Annotated in this window: 18 protein-coding genes; 7 read left to right on the top strand and 11 right to left on the bottom strand. The window is 57.9% G+C overall.

The annotated features are described in order from the left end of the window. Positions 1-143: 143 nt before the first annotated feature. Together dnaK and pstS are read right to left on the bottom strand one after the other, a co-directional pair. Positions 144-2,036: a molecular chaperone DnaK gene (dnaK, locus tag NW842_RS09440; RefSeq protein WP_414329477.1), complete on the bottom strand. Its 1,893-nt coding sequence runs from the start codon at positions 2,034-2,036 to the stop codon at positions 144-146. Between the two features lie 290 nt (positions 2,037-2,326). Then, positions 2,327-3,427, bottom strand: coding sequence for a phosphate ABC transporter substrate-binding protein PstS (gene pstS, locus NW842_RS09435; protein ID WP_414349959.1), 1,101 nt, complete (start codon positions 3,425-3,427; stop codon positions 2,327-2,329). A 447-nt stretch (positions 3,428-3,874) separates the two neighbouring features. On the opposite strand from pstS, the gene speA reads away from it, so the two are divergent. Then, on the top strand, positions 3,875-5,797 hold the full coding sequence (gene speA / locus NW842_RS09430; RefSeq protein ID WP_414349960.1) for a biosynthetic arginine decarboxylase: 1,923 nt from the start codon (positions 3,875-3,877) through the stop codon (positions 5,795-5,797). Positions 5,798-5,910: 113 nt separating this feature from the next. On the opposite strand, the gene NW842_RS09425 is transcribed toward speA, so the two are convergent. The 5 genes from NW842_RS09425 to NW842_RS09405 form a co-directional block, all read right to left on the bottom strand. Continuing rightward, positions 5,911-6,150, bottom strand: a complete 240-nt coding sequence (locus tag NW842_RS09425; protein ID WP_414329398.1) for a hypothetical protein — start codon at positions 6,148-6,150, stop codon at positions 5,911-5,913. A 1-nt stretch (position 6,151) separates the two neighbouring features. Beyond that, the gene (locus NW842_RS09420; protein WP_414350220.1) at positions 6,152-6,526 is read right to left on the bottom strand and encodes a hypothetical protein; all 375 of its coding nucleotides are present in this window, start codon (positions 6,524-6,526) and stop codon (positions 6,152-6,154) included. A 75-nt stretch (positions 6,527-6,601) separates the two neighbouring features. Next, entirely contained in the window at positions 6,602-6,847 is a 246-nt protein-coding gene (locus NW842_RS09415) for a GlsB/YeaQ/YmgE family stress response membrane protein (protein ID WP_414350218.1), read from the bottom strand. Positions 6,848-7,355: 508 nt separating this feature from the next. Next, positions 7,356-8,660, bottom strand: coding sequence for a metallophosphoesterase family protein (locus tag NW842_RS09410; protein WP_414417917.1), 1,305 nt, complete (start codon positions 8,658-8,660; stop codon positions 7,356-7,358). A 123-nt stretch (positions 8,661-8,783) separates the two neighbouring features. Further along, a complete protein-coding gene (locus NW842_RS09405; RefSeq protein WP_011434316.1) occupies positions 8,784-9,035 on the bottom strand; it encodes an RNA recognition motif domain-containing protein in 252 nt (83 codons plus the stop codon). A 382-nt stretch (positions 9,036-9,417) separates the two neighbouring features. Between NW842_RS09405 and NW842_RS09400 the strand changes: the two genes are divergently transcribed. The 4 genes from NW842_RS09400 (at position 9,418) to def (ending at position 10,974) form a co-directional block, all read left to right on the top strand. Continuing rightward, positions 9,418-9,597 (top strand): NblA/ycf18 family protein, encoded by a 180-nt coding sequence (locus tag NW842_RS09400; protein ID WP_238376817.1) that lies wholly within the window; start codon positions 9,418-9,420, stop codon positions 9,595-9,597. After that, positions 9,597-9,923 (top strand): DUF2499 domain-containing protein, encoded by a 327-nt coding sequence (locus NW842_RS09395; protein ID WP_414417916.1) that lies wholly within the window; start codon positions 9,597-9,599, stop codon positions 9,921-9,923. Before NW842_RS09400 ends, NW842_RS09395 begins: the two co-directional genes overlap by 1 nt. Positions 9,924-9,926: 3 nt before the next feature. Beyond that, positions 9,927-10,241 (top strand): DUF3593 domain-containing protein, encoded by a 315-nt coding sequence (locus NW842_RS09390; protein WP_011434312.1) that lies wholly within the window; start codon positions 9,927-9,929, stop codon positions 10,239-10,241. Positions 10,242-10,383: 142 nt separating this feature from the next. Then, positions 10,384-10,974, top strand: coding sequence for a peptide deformylase (gene def, locus NW842_RS09385; protein ID WP_414416451.1), 591 nt, complete (start codon positions 10,384-10,386; stop codon positions 10,972-10,974). A gap of 36 nt (positions 10,975-11,010) precedes the next feature. Here the strand turns inward: def and NW842_RS09380 are convergent, their stop codons facing one another. Then, on the bottom strand, positions 11,011-11,364 hold the full coding sequence (locus NW842_RS09380; RefSeq protein ID WP_011434310.1) for a hypothetical protein: 354 nt from the start codon (positions 11,362-11,364) through the stop codon (positions 11,011-11,013). Positions 11,365-11,563: 199 nt separating this feature from the next. Between NW842_RS09380 and cbiD the strand changes: the two genes are divergently transcribed. After that, positions 11,564-12,670: a cobalt-precorrin-5B (C(1))-methyltransferase CbiD gene (gene cbiD / locus NW842_RS09375; RefSeq protein WP_414374298.1), complete on the top strand. Its 1,107-nt coding sequence runs from the start codon at positions 11,564-11,566 to the stop codon at positions 12,668-12,670. A gap of 277 nt (positions 12,671-12,947) precedes the next feature. Here the strand turns inward: cbiD and NW842_RS09370 are convergent, their stop codons facing one another. The 3 genes from NW842_RS09370 to NW842_RS09360 form a co-directional block, all read right to left on the bottom strand. Beyond that, positions 12,948-15,470, bottom strand: coding sequence for an ExeM/NucH family extracellular endonuclease (locus tag NW842_RS09370; protein ID WP_414417915.1), 2,523 nt, complete (start codon positions 15,468-15,470; stop codon positions 12,948-12,950). A gap of 180 nt (positions 15,471-15,650) precedes the next feature. Beyond that, positions 15,651-17,117 carry a hypothetical protein gene (locus NW842_RS09365; RefSeq protein ID WP_011434306.1) on the bottom strand — a complete coding sequence of 489 codons (1,467 nt, stop codon included), beginning with the start codon at positions 17,115-17,117 and terminating at the stop codon, positions 15,651-15,653. 241 nt (positions 17,118-17,358) lie between these two features. Then, positions 17,359-17,508 carry a hypothetical protein gene (locus NW842_RS09360; RefSeq protein ID WP_414388664.1) on the bottom strand — a complete coding sequence of 50 codons (150 nt, stop codon included), beginning with the start codon at positions 17,506-17,508 and terminating at the stop codon, positions 17,359-17,361. Between NW842_RS09360 and NW842_RS09355 the strand changes: the two genes are divergently transcribed. Further along, positions 17,491-17,802 (top strand): hypothetical protein, encoded by a 312-nt coding sequence (locus tag NW842_RS09355; protein ID WP_414417914.1) that lies wholly within the window; start codon positions 17,491-17,493, stop codon positions 17,800-17,802. The two genes, NW842_RS09360 and NW842_RS09355, sit on opposite strands and share 18 nt — an antisense overlap. Positions 17,803-17,822: the final 20 nt, after the last annotated feature.

The raw sequence follows: 17,822 nt of genomic DNA, 5'->3' as shown, positions 1-17,822 counted from the left end.
GGGCTCCTTCCCTCCGACCTACTGAAGAAAATGAGGAGGCGGGCTAGACGCCATCGCCCATCCCGTCCCTCCTCATTATCGGCGCTACAAGTAAGGGCGGGATCCGCCCTGGGCCCGCGGCCCACGGAGGGATCCCTGAGCAGTCACTTGCTCTCGGTGAAGTCGGCATCGATCACATCATCGCTGCCGCCGGAGGTTTTCCCTGAGCCGGGAGTGGGGCCAGAGGAGGCCCCCGGCTGTTGATACAGCTCGCTGCTCATGGCGTAGAGAGCCTCTTGCAGCTCCCGCTCTTTGCTCTGGATGGCGCTGTCGTCCTCCCGCTGGATGGCCTCCCGCAGTTCTCGCACCAGAGTCTCGATTTGGCTGCGTTTGCTGGAGGAGATCTTGTCGCCCAACTCCTTCAACTGCCGCTCGGCTTGGTAGGCCAGCGAGTCGGCCTTGTTGCGGCGCTCAATTTTCTCCCGGCGGGCCCGGTCTTCGGCAGCGTATTTTTCTGCCTCAGCAATCATGCGCTCCACCTCTTTGCTGTCCAAAGTAGAGGCGCCGGTGATGGAGATGCTCTGCTCTTTGCCGCTGCCTTTGTCTTTGGCCGTCACCTTGAGGATGCCGTTGGCGTCGATGTCGAAGGTGACCTCGATCTGCGGCACACCGCGGGGGGCCGGCGGGATCCCGTCCAGCTTGAAGCGGCCCAGAGATTTGTTGTCGCGGGCCAGCTCTCGCTCCCCTTGCACCACGTGGATTTCCACGGAGGTCTGCCCATCTTCGGCAGTGGAGAAGATCTCCGACTTGCGGGTGGGGATGGTGGTGTTGCGCGGGATCAGCTTGGTGGCCACGCCGCCCAGGGTTTCCACCCCCAAGGACAAGGGGGTGACATCCAGCAGCAGCACGTCTTTGACTTCGCCCGCCAGCACACCCGCTTGGATGGCCGCCCCAACCGCCACCACCTCATCGGGGTTGACACTTTGGTTGGGTTCTTTGCCCAGCAGCTCCCTCACCAGCCGCTGCACCGCCGGAATGCGGGTGGATCCCCCCACCAGCACCACTTCGTTGATGTCGGCCTTGGTGAGCTTGGCATCCCGCAGGGCTTGTTCCACCGGCCCCTTGCAGCGCTCCAGCAGGTCGGCACAGAGGTGTTCAAATTGAGCGCGGGAGAGCTTCAGCTCCAGGTGTTTGGGCCCATCGGCAGTGGCAGTGATGAAGGGCAGGTTGATGGTGGTTTCGGAAACGCTGGACAGCTCGATCTTGGCTTTTTCCGCAGCTTCCGTTAGCCGTTGCAGCGCCTGCCGGTCTTGCCGCAGGTCGATCCCTTCCATTTGCTTAAACTGCTCGGCCATCCAATCGACGATCTTCTTGTCGAAGTCATCGCCGCCCAACTGCGTGTCGCCGCTGGTGGATTTCACCTCGAAAACGCCATCCCCCACTTCCAAGATGGACACATCGAAAGTGCCACCGCCCAGGTCGAAGACGAGGATGGTCTCGTTGTTGCGCTTGTCCAAGCCGTAGGCCAAAGAGGCTGCTGTCGGCTCGTTGATGATGCGCAGCACTTCCAAACCGGCAATGCGGCCCGCATCTTTGGTGGCCTGCCGCTGCGAGTCGTTAAAGTAAGCGGGAACCGTGATCACCGCTTGGGTGACCGGCTGGCCCAGGTAGCGGCTGGCATCATCCGCTAGCTTGCGCAGCACCATGGCCGAAATCTCTTCCGGCGCAAATTCCTTGTTCAGGCGGGGGGCGTATAACTTGACATTGCCCCGCTCATCCCGCCGTACCTGGTAGGAGACCCGCTTGGAGTCGGCATTCAGCTCATCGTACCTACGACCGATGAACCGCTTAACCGAGTAAAACGTGTTTTCCGGGTTGAGCACCGCTTGGCGGCGGGCCATTTGGCCCACCAGGCGCTCTCCATCTTTGGTGAAGGCGACCACCGAGGGTGTGGTGCGAGTACCCTCAGCATTGGCGATGACGGTGGGGACACCCCCCTCCATTACGGCGACAACCGAGTTGGTTGTGCCCAGGTCAATTCCTACAACTTTTCCCATCGGCTCCTTATTCTCCTCTTCTTGAGTACATTGCTTCGGTTACCGCCGCCAGCCTGTGTGAAGTAGCTTGGGCAGCCAATCTGTGAAAATCCGGCAGATGCTTGGTCACTTCCTGGGTCGATCCTAACCAGCTGGTTGGCGAGGCCAGGGCGAGAATGCCGCCCATTTCTCGGGGCTGAAGGGCAGACCGGTTACGGATCTCCGTACCTGCAGCAGCCTTGCTTTCGGTGCCGCTTGGGGTATGGCCTGGGTTGGCAGCTATTGGCAACTCTTGGGGGACTGCTGCCAGGCTAACTCTGGATAAGCTGCAGCGCCTCCAGGCCGCGGTTCACAACGGTTGCGGCCAGGGGCAGGTAGCCCATCTCCTCGGCCAGGGCTTGTCCTTCGGTAAGGGCCCAGCGGAGCACAGCTTGCAGGGCGGCGGCCATGGCGGGATCCGAGTACCGGCGGTAGGTCAGGATCCAGGTGTAGGTGACGATGGGATACGCTCCAGGGCCAGCGGGATCCGGCACAAAAGCCCGCAGGTTTTCCGGCAGCTCAATTTCGCTCAAGGCCAGGGCCGAGGCTTCCGGGGAGGGGAGAATGAACTCGCCGCGGCGGTTCTCCAGAGCTGCCACCGACAGATCCAGCTCGCGGGCATAGACCGACTCCACGTAGCCGATCACCCCTTCGCTGAGGAGCATTTGGGCGCTCATGCCCTCGTTGCCCTTTACCCCAATGCCCACCGGCCACTCCAGCGACATGCCAGCACCGACTTCCGAGGCCCAAGCCGGATCGATGGCCGCCAGGTGGCGGGTAAAGGTATCGGTGGTGCCGCTGCCATCGGAGCGGTAGCAGACGGTGATGGGCAGATCGGGAATGGTTAGCTCCGGGTTCAGGGCCAGGATCTCCGGATCCCGCCACTGGTCGATTTGGCCGCGAAAGATCTTCACCAAAACGGGTCGAGACAGCTTGAGTCCAGAAGGGATCCCCGGCAGGTTGTAGCCTACGGCAATGCTGCCTGCGGTCATCGGGATCATGACCACACCCCGCTTCACCTCGGCGATCTCGGCATCGGTCATGGCCACATCACTGGCGGCAAAGTCCACTGTCTGGTCAATAAATTGCCGGATCCCAGCGGCGCTGCCCACCGGTTGGAAATTGATCTCCACCTTGGGATCCACCTGGCGGTAATCGGAAAACCAGCGCAAGTAAAGAGGAGCCGGAAAGGTGGACCCGGCCCCGTTGATCAGCAAAACTTTGTCGGAGGACTGGCTGCCGGAGGCAGGAACGGGATCCCTGCCGCTGGGTTGGTCAGAACGGGATCCCCTTTGGCAGGCGCTCAAGGTAGCGCCGGTGGCCAATAAAGAAAGCAACACTTCTCGGCGACGGAAGCGGGGCAGTTGAGCCATGGTTCAGGTTCTCCGAGGTCACCGCCCCGATCCTTGTCTTGCCTGCGGGGCCCTGTCAAGGGTTGCCGGCGAGAGCTCTTGGGATCCCGTGCGTGGCCCACTTTCCCCAGGTGGCTGTCTTTCCCTCTGCGCCATCCCCGTATTCCTCGCTACGCTTCCCAGCAAAACTCAGGATCCAACCCAAGTCCAGAAAGGAAAGACAGAAAATGGAGAATTCAAGAGAAAAACAAAGAAAAACAGCGCAAACAAGAGATTGAGCGAGCTGAGTTCTGCGGCAGTTGCACAGAGATCCCCAAGCCAAAGCCTTGTCTGGCAAGGCTTAGCGGTTTTTGGGCCTGAGTCCCCCCGCACCAGAAAAATCTTGACATATTCTGGAATAAGGCAATATATTGTGGATTCTGTGCAGAAATCCTGCGCTGTTCACATCTCGGTATCTGGGGGACTACTATGCCGACTTTGACTCGTTCTCCCTGGACACTGCGAGACAGCGAAAAGCTCTATCGCATCTCAGGTTGGGGGGATCCCTACTTCCGTATCAACGCCGCCGGTCATGTGGAGGTGACCCCACAGGGCTTACAGCAGCAGGAACCGGGCATTGACCTGTACCACTTGGTGATGGATCTGGTGGCACGGGGTTTGCAGTTGCCCCTCTTGATTCGCTTTCCCGAGATCGTGGCCGACCGCATGCGGCAAATTTGCGAGAGCTTTCAGCAGGCCATCCAGCGCTTTGGCTACCCCAACGTGTATCGAGGGGTCTATCCCGTCAAGGTGAACCAGCAGCGCCACCTGGTAGAAGAAGTGGTGAAGCACGGTCGCGCCTACCACTTTGGCCTGGAGGCGGGATCCAAGCCGGAGCTGTTGATTGCCCTAGCTTTGCTGGATACTCCCGGGGCTTTGCTGATCTGCAACGGCTACAAAGACCGGGATTTTATGGAGACGGCTCTCTTGGCCCAGCGGCTGGGGCGCACACCCATCATCGTTTTGGAGCGGCTGCAAGAGCTGGAGCTGGCGCTGCAGGCTGCCGACCAACTGGGCATTGACCCCATCTTGGGGGTACGGGCCAAGCTCTCCGCCCAGGGCAGTGGACGCTGGGGCACCTCGGCTGGGGATCGGGCTAAGTTCGGCCTCACGGCCACCGAGATTTTGCAAGTGGTGGAACGGCTGCGGGAAGCGGGCAAGCTGCATTGTCTACGCCTGTTGCACTACCACATCGGCTCCCAGATCTCGATGGTGAGCGTGCATGGACGAGCCGTGCGGGAAGCCAGCCAAATCTACATCGAACTCACCAAGCTGGGGGCCCCCATGGGCTACCTGGATATCGGCGGCGGCTTGGGGGTTGATTACGACGGATCCCAGTCCCCCAATCCTTTTTCCCAGAGCTACAGCATGGAGGACTACGCCGCCACCGTGGTGCAGACCGTGCTCACCGCCCTGGAACCCCACGGGATCCAGCCGCCGGTACTGGTGACCGAAAGCGGACGCGCCCTGATGTCCCACCAGTCGGTGCTGGTGTTTGACGTGCAAGATGTCAACGCTGCCAGCCCCTACCCGATGCCCACCCAGCTCACTTCCGATGCGGAGGTGATCCAGAAGCTAAACCAGCTTTACTACCAAATCCAGCCCGATACTCTGGTGGTCAATTACCGCCGTTGTCAGGAGCTGAAGGAGGCCGCCCTGCGCCAGTTCACTGAGGGATCCCTCAGCTTGCAGGAGCGAGCTGAAGTGGAGCGGCTGTTCTGGAACTGCTCCGACAAGATCTGCACCTTGGCCTACGAGCAGCACCAAGCAGGGCACCCCGTGGCAGTGGATCTCCTGGATCTGGACGAGATGCTGGCCAGCATCTACTACGGCAATTTCTCTCTATTCCAATCCCTGCCGGATAGCTGGGCCATCGACCAGGTCTTCCCCATCATGCCGATTCATCGTCTGGATGAGGAGCCACGCCAATGGGCCACCCTGGCCGATCTCACCTGCGACAGCGACGGCAAGATCAACCGCTTCTTTGGCGAAGATGGGCAGATCACCTCGGTCTTGCCGCTGCACGACCCCAACGGACATCCCTACCTGCTGGGGGTGTTTCTGGGGGGCGCTTACCAGGAGATTCTCGGAGATCTGCACAACCTGTTTGGCGATACCAACGCGGTGCATATTCGCTCCCGCCCCGGCGGCTACCACGTTTCCCAAGTCATCAAGGGGGACACCATCGGCGAGGTGCTGAGCTGGGTGCAGTACAACAGCGAAGATCTGGTGGAGACCCTCCACCACGCCACCGAGACCGCCCTGCAGCGAGGGCAGATCACGCTGGATCAAGCCCGCGCCTTGCAGCAGCACTTTGAAGACAATCTGCGGGCCTACACCTACTTGCACTGAAGGTGGTGTTCCTCGAAAAAATCCCTAAAACCAAACAGGGATCCCGGCCTAAAACCGGGATCCTTTTTGCTTCCAGATCAAACCAAATCAAAACCAGATCAAAAATTTGTCGATCACAGACGCACCGGACTGTCCAAAGCCAAGTTAATCGTTTGGTTAGGGCGCAACACCACGACTTGAGGTGCCGTGATATTGCCCACCGCCACTCCGGCTCCAGCTCCGCCAATAACCCCTAAAGCAGAAACGCCTCCTGTGAGCAAGCCCAGCACCGTACCCCCCACAGCACCAATGGCTGCATCTTGAGCAATCGCTTCGGCAGAATAGTGGCGCGGGTCTTTCTCAGTGTGGATCAAATCAGTGGATCAAATCAGAAGACATCTGCACCGAGTAAAGTCGCCCATTGGCAATCAAAGCTGTGCCGAAGAACCTGGCCCCTCCCTGAGTCGGTCGCAAGCTGCCTCGCACCTCGCTGCCTGCTGGAATCGCCAATTGGCCACTGCCGTTGTAGATGTCCTGGGCTACCCGCAGGGTAAGTGGGTGGGTGCTGTTGGGACTGAAGTACTGGGGCTCTTCTCCCTTGAAGCTCTGGACGGGAATGATGGTGCCCGGCTGCAGTTGGCGCACTCCCAAATCAAACAAGTGCTGGGCAGAAGCAGATGGCATTGTCAACAGACCCATGCTGGGGATGGCTAAGCCAATCATCGCTGCCGAAAGAACACGAATGCTCATAAAAATTCTCCTTCTCCGGTAAATGTTCAATCAAGATTGCAACGAAAACGCAAACTCTTGCGAGCAGTTTAAAGATCAAGCCCGACGAACGAAGCCAATTAACGCCAACAAAACCAAAGCCCCAATCGTGGCCATCAACAAGCTTCCCAACAAGCCCGTAGCCGACAGGCCAAGTAAATCGAAGAGGAATCCTCCAAAAAATGCCCCGCAAACACCAACAATTATGTTGCCTATCAAGCCAAAGCCATAGCCGCGTCGGATATTTCCTGCCAGCCAACCTGCTAGGGCTCCGATTAGGAGAAACCAAAGTATGCTGTTCATAGAACCTACTTCCTCAAGGTATGCCGTTCCTACAGATTACCCCTTGTTGCAAGAAAATAAATGCTCCAAGAACCAACCTTCTATACACTCGGCACACTTGACGGCTACTTACCAAATTGGTAGCCTTTGCCGAGAACAGATGGTTATTTGTCTTTTGATAACAGACCTCTATGGAGATAAAGATAAGAATCTTGTGAATGATTATGAAAGGGATCCCCTGCTTGCTGCAGCTTCACAATACCTAAACCTCAAACAAAAAAAGACTGGCAGTGTGAGGTCTACCAGTCTGAGTCAGTTCCCTGTGAGTGAGCTGATGCCGTCGTTGCCAACGTCTTCAACCCAATCCCCAGTTTGTGTTGCTTTTTGCCATTTCGAAGTGATTTAGATCACTTGAAGCTTGAGGAGCCCGCAGCTTTGGCAAGCACTCCTGTCCTGATTTCTTCTACAGGGATCCCCCATCCCCACCCCTACGAACCCTGAGGCGACAAAGGGAGCATCTCAAAACCAATCAAAACAAAGGCAACTGCTCCTCTTCCACTGGGGCAAGGCTTGAAGATCCCAGCTCCTCCCAGTTGGGGGCCCAGTCTTGTAAAGGATCCACATATTCCTCCAACAACTGACGGGCCGCGGCCAGCAAATCGTTGTGCAAGGGGGCCAGATCGCTGCGGTCGGCCAGATACTGCTCCAGAGCCGTCAGGGGCTCAAGTCGGCTGGGATCCCATCCCGGCAGACGGATGCGGCTGGGGCTGACCACTTCTGGGGCGATGGTGTAGCTAAAAGCAGGGGCAAGAGCGTTGTGCAGAGCCCGCTCATCAATGCACTCTAGCTGGTCGGGCCGTATGCGGTAGATCAACCGCAGGATGGAGCCGGCCACGGGGGCCTTGGCGATGGCGGCCAGCAGCTTGGACTGCGCCTGCTGGGGTGGATCTGCGCTCAGATCCAGGCGAATGGTGTGAAAGGTACGGGTTGGCAGGGGCAAAAATTCATAGCTGGCCCCCGTAGGGGTGACTTCCACCAGCACACAGCCTTTTTCCTCTTTTTCTTCGCCAAAATCCACCCGCTCAATGCTGCCGGGATAGAGCATCAAGGGATCCCGACACAGCACCTGGTGACGGTGTACATGCCCCAAGGCAACATATTGATAGGCAGGCCGAGCCAGCAGCGAAAGGGGCACCGTAAATCCTCTGCCCACCGAAAGATGGCGTTCTGCTCCGTAGCGGGCTGTCTCCACCATGACGTGAGCCAACAAAATCGCCGGGATCCCTGGCTGCAGGGTGCGGATCTCCCCTTCTAGGGCTAGGCGGAGGCGCTGCAGGAGCTGATGCGCGAGGATTTCCCCTTCAAGCGCCAAGCTTTCCTGTTGGGCGAGTAGAGCAGAGCGACTCAGCCAAGGTAAAGTGGTCACCTGCACCGGGCCACCGCGAGTTTCGATCCGATGAGTTTCCAGTCTGTCCCCCACAATAAAGCCTGAGACCCCCAAAGCGCGGTAGATAGCCAGGCTGTTGCCTCCCTGTCCCTGCCCGTACTGATCGTGGTTGCCCACCAACAGGACGGTTGGGATCCCTGCATCGGCCAGGCGGCGAAACTGTTGGGCAAAAAGCTCTTGATGGAGAGGGGGGGGTGTCGCATCGGGGAAAGCATCGCCCCCAAACAACACCAGATCCACCGCTTGGTTGAGAGCATGGTCAATGCACAAGCGCAAAGAAGCTACAAAATCTTCCAAACGGGTATTCAGCCCGGTGGCCGGGTTAATGTGGCCGTAGGCAAGACCACTGCCCAGATGAATGTCGGAAAGATGTAGCAACCTTACCATCTTGGGCGCTCTTGGAGACTTTGCAGCTCTCCCATCTGTTGGGATAAACCTTGCCGTTCGCGTTAGCGGGACGGAGTCCTTTGGTTGTCCAGAATGGCAAACCCAGGGTTGAACAATCTTTGCTTAGGCTTGGCGGCGGGGCCTGGCTCGATCCAAACGCAGAGGCCGGCCCATGAATTCCTGCCCGTTCGCGCTCTCGATGGCTTCGTCCTCCTCAGCTTCGGTTGCCAGATCCACAAACGCGAAGCCTCGTGTCTGCCCGGTTTCTCGGTCTATCGGGATTGTAACCGACTTAACGTTCCACCTCTGCTGGAAGAAAGCTTTCAGTTCTTCTGTTGAGGCTTTATAGTTTAGGTTCCCCACAAAAATGGTCATGGCAATTCAAGCAAAGTAAGTCACCAATCAGCAAGGGTGGCAACAAAGCTCCAGAGTACTTCACTTCTATCATGGAGCCCTGCCGAATCGCCGAACATGACGGGATGTAAAGGGATCCCTGCCGGAGAATCTTCCCACTTCCCCATCCAAAATGCGCTTTCGTCAAACTTGACGGGCCTGTGCTTTTTCTGCCATTGGGTTGAATGCCTCTGCTCTCGCCTCGGCCAAACCTCTTCAGACCCTCAGACACCACCGAGATCCGGCATCTTGTCACGTTGTTGCGATTTGTTAAGATATGTATTATCCTGCTTGCACTACCTGGCCAGATCTGCGCTGTTGGAACTCTTTGCAGACCTCTCTACCTGAGCACCCTGAGGTGATAATGATGGATGAAACGCTAGAGCTCTCTTTGGAGCAGCAATTTCGCCAGCGGGCTTTCGAGACTTTGGTTTCTCGCATGAGCCCCGAGCAGGCCAAAGACATTTTGGTCAAACTGCACAAGCAAATGCTGCTGCAGGAGGCCACTTACCGCCAACTGCTGCGTCATTCCCTCAGCGCCTGATGCACGCCCTTTCACTTCCCACCTGGTGGATTCACGTTGCCAGTGTTTTGGAGTGGATCGCTGCTGTTGTTCTCGTGTGGCAATTTGGGGAGCGAGTGGGCCGGCCCGAATGGCGAGGTCTAAGCTGGGCGATGCTGCCTGCTTTGTTAGGGGCGATGTGCGCGATCACCTGGCACTGGTTTGACAACGACCCCAAGTTGGACTGGGTGGTGACTGCACAGGCCAGCTTGACCTTGCTGGGCAACTGTACCCTGGCTTGGGCTGCCTACCGCATTTGGCGGGCTGAAAGGGTGGATGAGCCTGCACAGAAGGGGGATCCCGACTAGGCGATGAACAGTTTATTTGCCCTCTCTCTGTTCCCTTACTTGGTCTTTTTATTCTTTCTGTCGCGGCTGCGCCGGATCCCACGTTTGGCTTTGGTTGGATTTTGGCTGTTGTTGCTTTTTGTGGCCGTCAGCATCCCGGCAGGGCTGTACGCTCAGATGCACTACGGCACTTCCCTGGCCAATGTGGATCCCTTGCATGGAGGGGCAGAGGCTTTTCTCACCCTCTCCAATATTTTGGTGGCCTTGGGCTTTAAGCAGGGAATTGACCAACAGGCCCAACGACTTCCAGAGGCTGGCGACGGCAACCCTGAGCCATGATCATCCCAAACAGGTCCCTACCCCCTCTTCAAAATCAAAAAGGAGAAGAGAGTTAGGCAACAGTGGTTTCGGCGCAACTGGGACTGAATGTAAAATAGGGATCCAGGCCTGATACCTGCTGTTATTCTGTGAGATCTGCCAGATGGTGGCTACCCTTTCTGTTGCTGTTCCCAAAGTGAAGCTGAAGCATCCGCCCCTGCACATTTATCGCATGGGGGACAAGGTGCTGCGGCAGCCGGCCAAGCGCATCAGCCAGGTCAACGACGAGATCCGCCAGCTTGCCCGGGACATGCTGCAGACCATGTACAGCTTTGATGGGATTGGTCTGGCGGCTCCGCAGGTTGGCATTCCCAAGCGCATGATTGTGGTGGATCTTTATCCCGACAAGCCGGAGGTGCCACCGCTGGTGCTGATCAACCCGGAGATCCGGGAGTACATTGGCGAGGCCGTTGCCGGGCAGGAGGGTTGTCTAAGCATTCCGGGGGTGTTTTGCGAGGTCGTGCGCCCAGAAGGGATTGTGGTTTCGTTTAAGGATGAAACGGGGCGGCCCCGCACCCTTCGAGCGGACGATTTGCTGGCGCGGGTGATCCAACACGAAATCGACCACCTCAACGGCGTGTTGTTTGTGGATCACGTGGAAAACGAGCTGGTGCTGGATCAAGAGCTGCGCAAACACGGCTTCCAGATGCAGGATGTGCAACGCAAAGGCAAGCCCTCTGCTGCCCCCCGCTGAAGCCTTGCTAGATGAGTGTCAGTTTAGTGGTTTAGTCTAGTGTTGCAAGCGCTGGGCCAAGAGCTGCTCCTCAAGGGCGGCAATGCGGTTGTAGGCAGCGGTTAACTGGGCACTCAGGCGCTGTATTTGGGCTTCGGGGGCCAGCTCATGCCCCATGCTGCGGTTGCTCACCACGGTGGGTTCATCATCCAGCAGGAAGTTGTGGCTGCCATCTTCCACCAAGTCTGAGATTAGAACGCTGTAACGGGAGGGGGTGGGGGTGTTTTTTTTGGCTTCCTGGGTAGCCAGGAGAACGGCCACCACCTGCTCGGGCATCCGCTCGATGGCAGCTTTTAGCTCCTGTATTTGCGACTCCAGACGCTCAAGGTAGTGCTGCACTGCTTCGCTCATAGCTGCCCCAGTTTTCGACTACCTTCATTGAAAAAGGCAAATTTCGGATCCCCTCTTCTTCCCCCAGATCATTTAACGATTGCTTCCGGGAGGTGTTCCCCGAAACTCCTGGGTTCTCTCACAAGCCACAATTGAGGTGTGCATTTTCCGGAGATTTTGGTTTTCCGGTCATCCATTTCCGAAGCAAAAAGCTGTGCAGATGCAGGATGCTGTTCAGGGATCCCGACCGCGGGGCTATACCTTGCCGGTTTTCGCCGTTGCTTCGGCCAGAGCTGCTCTTCACCACCTTCTGGGGATCCCTTTGGAGAAGGAAGGGGGGCGCTTGGCGATTGCGGTGCAGGCTGAGCCCCAGTCCCTTGAGGCTTGGATCCGGATCCCGGTGGAGCAGGTAGCTGCCTTGGAGAAGACAACAGCTCTGGCCATTACCCGCTCGGATCCCGGCCCCCACCTGGATCTCACCCGCGACACACCGGTCTGGGCTTGGGTGAGGTTGGAGGAGAGGGATCCCGAGGATTCCCCCTTGATCTTGGAAGCCGGGGAAGGGCTGGGGCGACGCACCGATGGCAGCCCGGCCATTTATGCCTATGCCCGCCGTTTGTTTGAGATCAATCTTTTGCCCGGGATCCCCCCCGATTGCCGGTTGCGGGTTCGCATTATCTTGCCTGAAGGAAAGCTGCTGGCGGAGCGCACCTCCAATGCCGCTTTTGGGGTGCTGGAAGGGCTGGCCCTGTTGGGAACGCGGGCGGAGGTGGAGCCTTCCTCAAGTGTTGAGAGCTTAGAGCAAGCCCGCCAAGAGCTGCAACAAAAGTTGGAGCGGCACAAGCATTTGATCTTTTGCGTGGGCAGCCATGGGCAGCAGGTGGCGCTGGGGCAAGGGATCCCGGAAGACCAGATCCTGCGAGTAGCCAATTGGATAGGGCCGTTGCTGGTGGAAGCGGCGCTGCGGGGGGCGGAGTCCATTCATTTGATCGGCTACCACGGCAAGCTGATCAAGCTGGCAGGGGGGATCTTCACCACTTCCAGCCACGTGGCCGATGCCCGCTTGGAAATTCTGGCGGCAGCCCTGATCCGGCGTGGGGGAACGGCAGAACAGGCACGGCAAGTGCTGGAGTTGCGGACAGTAGAGGCAGCGGTGCACCATCTGGATGGCCTTGGCTGGGCAGCACCCGTGATGCAGGAGTTGGCTCGCCAAATCCTGGAGCGAGCCACAGGCTATGTGCAAAAGTATGCCGGTCGATCCCTGCTGTTGGCGGTGACGTTGTTCGACCGACAGGGGCAAATCTGCGCCCAGGTGGGGATCCCATAATGAGGTCATTTCGATTGAGACGAGGACATTGCAATCCCCCCGGATCCTCAACCATTTTTCTCCCGAAGTGTCTTAAGCGCTCCGTGCCGCCAAAGGCAACCACCCCCGGCTCCTCTCCCTTTAGTCCGTGCTCCAAAAGTCAATCCCTCTGCTCGAAACCCGCTGAGCAACGGTGGATCCCGGCCAAGACCACATAGGAGAGCGTTACGGCTGAGGAAGCAGATCCACTTTCCCAGCCACTGCCAATCAAACTCAGGTTGGCACTAGGATCCCACACCTAGTTCCCGGAGATGTTGACACTATCCACCCGCCAGCGAGTGGCCGAGCCGGAAGCTGTACCAGAAGAGCGATAGCGGAAGGCAATGTAAACACGGTTGGAAGGCTGGATCCCAGCCAGAGAAATCGGGCCGGAGTCGACGAAGCTGCCCGTAGAGAGAGTGGGAATCGTCAGAGCAGTCCAAGTGGCTGCATTCACTGCCGCTGGAGTGCCTGCACCGCTGTAGTTGGTGGAGTAAAGAACGCTTAGTTGTTGCGAAGGAGGAAGGCCGTTATCGCTAAAAGAACTCTGATTGCGGAAGGTCAGAACTGGGTTGCTGACGGAAGCCAGGTTCAGAGGAGGAGTGATCAGCCAGTCATTACCCGGTTGCTGACCGTTGAAAGCGTTGGCCTCGGCAAGGGAGTTGACACAACGCCAGGAACGACTGGTGTCGCCGTCCACATCCACAATCTGCCAGCCGGCTGGAGCAGGGTTGCAGTTATCAAAGCCTTCAGTCAAAGGCAGGTTAACGGAAGGAGGAGTTGGTGTCGGTGTGGGCGTCGGCGTCGGTGTTGGGGCCGGAGTCAGGTTCAAGCCAACGAGCACCGGATCGTGGTCGGAAGAGCGGAAGGGATCGCTGGCGTAGAAGAGGCTCTGCTGAGAGGGACTCTTGAAGCTCAGGGTGTAGTCCAAGCTCACGGGCTCATCAGCGTTGATGTGCCACTTAGCTGAGCCTGTAACTTGGGGTCTCAGACTGCTGTTGGCCAGGGCATGATCCAGAGATCCCCACTGTCCTTGGAAGCTAAAGGAGTAGCTGTTGGAGCCATTGAGGTTGATGAACCCGCCCGCCTCCAGAGTTTTGATCGGATCCTCCATAGCGTAGGAGTTGAGATCCCCCATAATCAACACATCCGGATCGGTGGAGCCAGTTGGATTGGTGGCGAGCCAGCTCAAGAGTTGCTGAGCGGCCCGGGTGCGGTTGCCGTTGCAATTGCCTTGGAAGGGATCGTTGTCAATAGGATCGCAGGGAGAACCCTTGGACTTGAAGTGGTTGACCACAACAGTGAAGGTGGCGTTGTTGCTCCGCTGCCGGAAGGTTACAGCCAGAGGAGGACGATGGAAGCGTCCGGGGCCTTGGGTGAATTCCCCTGTGTCCAGGAAGGCCGGGTTAGTGCCGGGGGCAATTTCAACCGTAGCTGGCTTGTAGATAAAGCCGTTGGTGATGGCATCGCCGCCCAGGTTGGGCACTCCAACATTCACAAAGGCGTAGGTTCCTGCCCCCATGACCTGGTTGAGCCCGTTCACCAAATCCTGAATGGAACTATTCGAACCGTATCCATCGTTTTCTAACTCGTTGAGGCCTACGATATCGGCATCCATGCGGCGAATAGCCTCGATGAGCTTATCCCGCTGGCGGGTGAACTCGGTGGCGTTGCTGGCTCCCCGACAGGAGGAGTTATTGGGGAAGCAGGCGTTGCCGAAGGTGTTGAAGTAGTTGAACAGGTTAAAGCTAGCTACCCTCAGGGAGCCCCCTACTGAGGGTGGGTTTTGCGGGCGAGGGTTGGTGGCTGTAAACCTGGGCAAGTTGTTGGGATCATTGGGGTGGATACGGTAGTCGATGGTCGCATCCACATCGCCACTGACATTCCGGCCTCGCAACTGGGTCATGATCCCGGTGATGTTGCTGACGCGATCGCCGCCGCGCACAGTGTTAGCCGCGCTCAGGCCACCCGGAGTGGGGTAGATAACCGGATCTGGGTTTTGGGTGAGCAGCCGGTCATCAATGCGAATCCGCTTTCGGTCGTTTTCCGCTTGAATGGCAGCTGCCTGGCTGGGAGCCGCAATTTGCGTAGGAGTGAACAACCGCTCTGTGGCCACACTCAGCTCCCCGTGGCGTCCCAGCAAGAAGGAGTCGGTTACAAACAGGGGCTGATTTCCAAATGTGACCAGCATTCCTTCCAGAGCTTCCCTTTGCTCCGCAGTCAGCGGTAGAGAGATCTGCACTGGGGCCGGCAACGGATTGTCAGAGCTACAGACAGTAAAGCTGGTGACGTTGGAGAGCTGGGTTTGCTGGCGGAACTCAGCAACCGTTCCGGTCACCTGAACCCTATCCCCAAGCCTGACGTTATTAGCTGTGCCACTGAAAACGAAGATGCCATCTGATGTGGCGGGATTCCCGTCACCATCATCTTGTAGGTAGTAGCCCTGGAGATAGGTTTGGCCAGCCACCCCCTCATTTTCAAAGTCTCCTACTACGATTCCAGAAACCGTGACTGTTTGGTTCACCAGGGGGGAAGTGAAGCCAGTGCCCTGGACAGTGCCAACTGGGATCAGGTTGGCGTTGGGATCACAGCCTCCCGGCGTGGGCGTCGGTGTTGGCGTGGCTGTGGGTGTTGAAGTCGGGGTCGGTGCTGGCACAGGTGTAAGTATTGGCAAAAGAGTTCTTCTGGAGCCGAACCCTTGCAGAGAAACCAAAAGCACCAAACCAAAAACTAGCACCGCAATTGATTGGGCAACACGACGCGAAGTAACCCTAGACCACATCTGCTTCACTCCTCCCGAAACTTCAAAGGATCCCGTATTTTTACCGTCTATATGGACTATATGGATACCATCTTCAGGAAGGAATCTGAGTAAAGGGGCAGCTAAGGTACGCTTAAGAAGACAAGAAGTTACCCCCGCCTGAGTCAAAACTCAGGGGAGAACATGGGCAGGCTTTTTCCCCTAATCCCCCAATTCGGGATCCGGTCGTACCCGCACCCCCATCTGGCGCAGCAGACGCAAAGAGTTTTCCGGCCCATCGATCATCTGCTGCTCGTTGATCCAGTAGGTGGCAATGCCCAGGTCTTCTAGAAATCGCACATAGGGATCCGGCGGCGGTCCATCGAAAACGGCGGCCTTCTGGACGGAAAAGCCCTGCTCGATCCAAGGGCCGAGGGCAAAGCGCTCATAGTAGAGCAACTGTCCCACCACTTCCTGCAAAGCCTCTGCCGCATCCTTGTGGTGCAGGAGCTTCACTTCGGCCAAAAGCAGATGCCCGTCCGCCACGGCCAAAAAGTCAAAGGTATGCTGATCCTCCCGGACTTCCAATCCTGCCAGGCGGAACCAGCGGCGAAACTGGTGCAAGATCTCGTTGTGGCGCTCGCTGCGCTCCAACTGACGTCGACGGCGGCGTTCTGCCATCAGCGGGTCTGTCCCGGCGCTGTGAGGGATCCCACTGCTGCGGAACTGGGGCGGCTCATCGGGATCCAAAACCACCTTGCCCCCAGCAGGTTGATGCAGGAGGGGCGGCATCTGGGGCAAGAGTTCTGTGGATCCCCACTCCACCTCTGGCTGCTGAGCCCAGGTAAGCAGGTGTCGATTCAAGGGGTGCTCAGGGTGGGTGTCGAACAACAGGCGCAGTTGAGACTGGCTAAACTGAAAATCCAGACGAAATTGCTCGATGGAGAGGCTGCTCCGCCCCTTTTGCAAAGTTTCTTGGCCAAAGTAAAGCATCACCAAGAGCGGGTAAATCGGCAGCGGACGATGGGAGGGAATGAGCATCGCCCACATGTCATCCGTCCAGTGGGGGAGCAGGATCTCGGCCTGTTTGCCCTTGCCTACCACCTGCAACATTTTGGGGTGTCCCGGCTGCCAGCCACAGGGGTGATCGTCAAAGCCGCAAGTCTGTCGCCCTTGATCCACGCTCAAGGGGTAGCGCCCATCATAAAGGCGGAAAGGACAGAGATCCCGGTCTTCGGCCAAAAAGCGCTCGTCTTGCCACAAGTGGGCCGCCAAGGCATGACAGCCGATCCCTTCCTGGCTGTTGCAGGCTTTGAGCCAGCGCCGTTCCGCCAGTTTCCCGCCCACTTTGCTCGGGGCCAGGGGCCGGATCAAACCGTTTTCCCCCTGGTTGAACAGAGGCCACACCAAAGGCTCGCCAGTTTCGGGTAGGGTCGGCAAAAGAGGATGGGTTTTGCTGTAAAACGGGTCGCAAATGCGCTGGGCCACTTGCTGCAAGGGTAATCCGCGAGGGGATCCCACCCAAGGCAGCAGGGATCCCGATCCGGCCTGAGCGCGGTGATATTGGATGGCCAGAGCCACCTCTAGCCCTATGGGACGGAGTTCCGGCGTGAGCTGCCGGTAGCGCTGCAGCAGCCGGGAAGCCTGCACAAACAGGTCGTAGCGCCGAACGGGAACTGCGTCAGCCATAGTGTTGCAGGAAAAACTCCCCACTGCCTTGGGCAAGAGCTGGCACAGACAAGCACCATGGCCTCAAGAAATGAGACCTTGGCAACCGCCTCTACAGACCCAGACCTTGCCGAGGATATCGGGCCGACACCCCCTCCTCTTGGCACCAGGTCAGTTGTCAGTGTAGTAGAGAAACTCTAGGGCGAGAAGATGCTGCCCCTCGCTTGCAGGTTGTGGGAAGAATGCGCAGTAGGCCCTGATACTAGGGCCACCCAGGAAAGGGAAAGGGGCGCTCTGTCTCTGCATCACGGTCGTACTCCGTAGGTCGGCCTGTGTCCCGCTGAAGCACCAAGCTGCCCACATAGTCGGCCTCTCGATAGACGCGGGCAATTTGATGGTGGATTTGGGCCATGTCTTCAGCAGAGACCACGCCATTGTCGGTGGCTTTGTAGAACTGGACCGTGACCCGAATGGGAAAGCGAGGATCCCGCTCGATGTCCAGGTTGTTGATCTCGGTGAAGGGGCCCTCTACCTCTCCATGTCCAATGACAGCGGCTTCTACATTGCTGAGGCCGGCCAGGTCGGCTGCGAGTCCGAAAAACTTGACAGAGATATCCTCAACTTCCCTTCGCGGCGGCTGCCGCTGCTGGAGAGCATGCCTCTAACCCCCAAAACCCTGAACTTTGCTGAATTTACTGAGCTTTAGGCGGTTTGGCAAAAGTCATT

Source organism: Synechococcus sp. R55.4, from assembly GCF_047461935.1.
Classification (GTDB): Bacteria; Cyanobacteriota; Cyanobacteriia; order Thermostichales; family Thermostichaceae; genus Thermostichus.
The sequence above is the reverse complement of the archived record's forward strand: the minus strand, read 5'-3'. Positions and strand labels throughout refer to the sequence as shown.